We start from the raw sequence: 2,891 nt of genomic DNA on the forward strand, positions 1-2,891 counted from the left end.
CGGTATGGAAAAAGAAGGATTGCTCAGTAACGTGAATGACGCATTATTACAGATTAGTTGTTGAACGACACCGGACGCACCGAGGAACCACACTACCCTCTTCAGCGCCAGCATCAAATGTTTATAAGAAACAGGCCCCCCGCCGCGCACGCCTCCCGAGGAGACCCTGACCACGCTCCGCGAGGCGGCCCGCGCCGGGACGCTGGTCTGGATCGGCTACGTCGGCGCGGACGGCGTCGCCACGCAGCGCGTGCTGTCACCCGTCCGGGTGGAGGCCGGGTTCGTGACCGCGTTCGACCACACGGCGGACGAGGTCCGCACCTACCCGCTGCACCGCATCACGGGCAGCGTCACGCTGTAACCCCGGCGCATGTGTCATGGGCACTTCGGGTAGGTCGGTCTCGCCATCGCTCTACGCGGGAGGACCCCCCATGCGCTCGATACGAGTCGCCCTGCTCGCACTCGGAACCCTGATCGCCACCCTGCTCACCGCGCCGACCGCCCAGGCGGCGCCCAACTTCAAGGCGCCGTTCGCCTGCGGCCAGCAGTGGACCTACAGCCACCACTCCGCCGAGGTGCGGCGCGCGCTGGACTTCGTCCGAAGCGACGGCGGCGCCACCGCCAACGCGCCCGTGCTGGCCTCCGCCTCCGGCACCGCCACCCGCCACAACCAGCCGGGCGGCGCGGGCCAGTACATCGTGATCGACCACGGCGGCGGCTGGCAGACCTACTACTTCCACCTCGCCGCGTACTCCGTCGCCAACGGCCAGTCCGTCGCCCAGGGCCAGCAGATCGGCACCACCGGATCCACCGGCAACTCCAGCGGCGCGCACATCCATTACGAGCAGCTCTACAACGGCGTCGGCCAGAACATCGTGATCAACGGCCAGTCCCTGGCGTACCCGTCCTCGTACTACGCCAACTACCTGACCAGCGACAACGGTTGCGGCGGCGGCACCACCACGTACTGGGTGGACACCTTCGCCAGGACCGACGGCTACGCGGGCCCCTCCACGGCCTCCCCGCAGGGCGCCTTGTACGCCGGCACCAACTACGTGTACTGCAAGGTCTGGGGGGAGAACTACACCGGCGCCTACGGCAACAACCACTGGTGGCTGCGGACCGACCTGGACGAGACGTACCCGGGCGGCAACGGGCGCGGCGCCTACGTGCCCGCCTACTTCCTCAGCCGCTGGGGCAACGACGAGGCCCGGGACAACAACGGGACCGTCATCCCCGACTGCTGACGAAGGACACGCACCGTGGCCCTGATCACCGTCCCGGCCGAACTGGCCGCGTTCCACGCCCGGTCCGACGGCGACGCGGGCCGGGCCTGGATCGCCGGGCTGCCCCGGCTGGCCGAGCGGACGATGGAACGGTGGAACCTGACCCCGGCCGGCGCGGGCCGGCACGGCATGGTCGCCCTCGTGATCCCCGTCGTCCGCGCCGACGGCTCACCGGCCGCGCTCAAGCTCCAGCCGCCCGGCGACGAGGAGCGCGCCGGGGAGCCGGCGGCCCTGCGCGCGCACGACGGGCGCGGGGCCGTCCGGCTCCTCGACCACGACCCGGCGACCGGCTCGCTGCTGCTCGAAGCCCTCGACGGCGACCGCTCGCTGGCGGAACACCCCGACGCCGACGCGGCCGTGCGCGTCCTGGCCGGGCTGCTCGCCCGGCTGGTCCGCACCCCGCCGCCGCCCGGCCTGCGGCATCTGCGGGACATCGCGGGCGCGATGCTGGAACAGGCGCCGGGCGCCGTCCCGCTCCTGCCCCGCGACGACGACCGCCGCCTGCTGGCCGACTGCGCCGCCGCCACCCGCGAGCTGATCGGCGAGCCGGGCGACCGGCTGCTGCACTGGGACCTGCACCACGGCAACGTCCTCGCCCCGCTCCCGGGCGCCGGCCGGGGCGAACCGTGGTTGGCCATCGACCCCAAGCCGCTGACCGGCGACCCCGGCTTCGACCTGCTGCCCGCCCTGATCAACCGCTTCGACGCGGACGCGGTGACCCGCCGCTTCGACCTGATGACCGAAGCGCTCGGCCTGGACCGCGACCGCGCCATGGGCTGGACGATGGCCCGCGTGCTCCAGAACGGCCTGTGGTCGGTGGAGGACGGCGAGCCCGGCGTCGACCGCGAGCAGGTGATCACCGTGGAACGTCTGCGGTCCCGCCGCCGTCGCGTCCCGGCCGCCGGGTCCAGGCGTGCCACCAGTGGTGGCGGCGCGGATGCAGCGCCCGCCCCAGGCGGCGGCCCAGCACCAGATAGCCGATGAGGGCCCCGGCCGTGTTGAGGATCACGTCGTCGATGTCGAAGGCGCGGCCCTCCACGATCAGGCCCTGCGAGATCTCCACCATCACCATCACGACCGCCGTGACCCCCGCCACCCGCAGCAGCCCCCGGAAACGCGGGAACAGCATCGGCAGCAGCACGCCGAACGGCACTCCGAGCAGCACGTTGCCGCCGATCTGCCGGAAGGTGTCGAAGCGCGACGGCTGGTCGAGGTAGGTGCGGATCGAGTGACCGGGCCGCAGGTTCGCGTGGACGAGGTCGGCCGAGCCGGGTGACGGCACCAGCGTGACGCGGGCCAGCGCCACGGCGAAGGCGACCATGCACACGAAGGCCACGGCCAGGACCACCGCCCGCGCGAGGACGGCGCCCCACGTTCCGCGTTGCAGCACCGGCCGGGCGGGCGGCTCGGGGCCGGTCCCGGCCGCCGGCGGACGGGACCGGCCCGGCCGGCCCGGCAGGAACAGCGTGACGCGCGACATCGTTACCCCCTTCGGCCGACAGCGGCTCACCCCCCGCCCACCCCCCCCCCCCCGCCGCCCCCCGGGGGGGGGGCCCCCCCGGGGGGCGGGGGGGGGCGCGGCGGGCGGCGGGGGGCGGGGGCACG

General features: G+C 73.4%; 2 protein-coding genes and 2 pseudogenes. 3 read left to right on the top strand and 1 reads right to left on the bottom strand.

Annotated features, from left to right (window positions below):
* Positions 1–133 precede the first annotated feature (133 nt).
* The 3 genes and pseudogenes from BN2279_RS27350 to BN2279_RS07820 form a co-directional block, all read left to right on the top strand.
* Positions 134–361 (top strand): annotated as a pseudogene (locus BN2279_RS27350) (WYL domain-containing protein); the annotation flags it as partial.
* A 70-nt stretch (positions 362–431) separates the two neighbouring features.
* On the top strand, positions 432–1,247 hold the full coding sequence (locus BN2279_RS07815) for a M23 family metallopeptidase (RefSeq protein ID WP_059007811.1): 816 nt from the start codon (positions 432–434) through the stop codon (positions 1,245–1,247).
* Positions 1,248–1,262: 15 nt separating this feature from the next.
* Positions 1,263–2,162, top strand: a pseudogene (locus BN2279_RS07820) (aminoglycoside phosphotransferase family protein); the annotation flags it as partial.
* Here the strand turns inward: BN2279_RS07820 and BN2279_RS27355 are convergent.
* On the bottom strand, positions 2,143–2,766 hold the full coding sequence (locus BN2279_RS27355) for a VanZ family protein (RefSeq protein ID WP_199827660.1): 624 nt from the start codon (positions 2,764–2,766) through the stop codon (positions 2,143–2,145). The pseudogene BN2279_RS07820 and the gene BN2279_RS27355 sit on opposite strands and share 20 nt — an antisense overlap.
* Between the last annotated feature and the right edge of the window lie 125 nt (positions 2,767–2,891).

The organism is Streptomyces specialis, from assembly GCF_001493375.1.
In the GTDB taxonomy this organism is placed as follows: domain Bacteria; phylum Actinomycetota; class Actinomycetes; order Streptomycetales; family Streptomycetaceae; genus Streptomyces; species Streptomyces specialis.

What these genes read in the sequence shown, in the direction of transcription:
- BN2279_RS07815 (WP_059007811.1), top strand. Translation starts at nt 432, where the DNA reads ATGCGCTCGATACGAGTCGCCCTGCTCGCACTCGGAACCCTGATCGCC.
- BN2279_RS27355 (WP_199827660.1), bottom strand. Translation starts at nt 2,766, where the DNA reads ATGTCGCGCGTCACGCTGTTCCTGCCGGGCCGGCCGGGCCGGTCCCGT.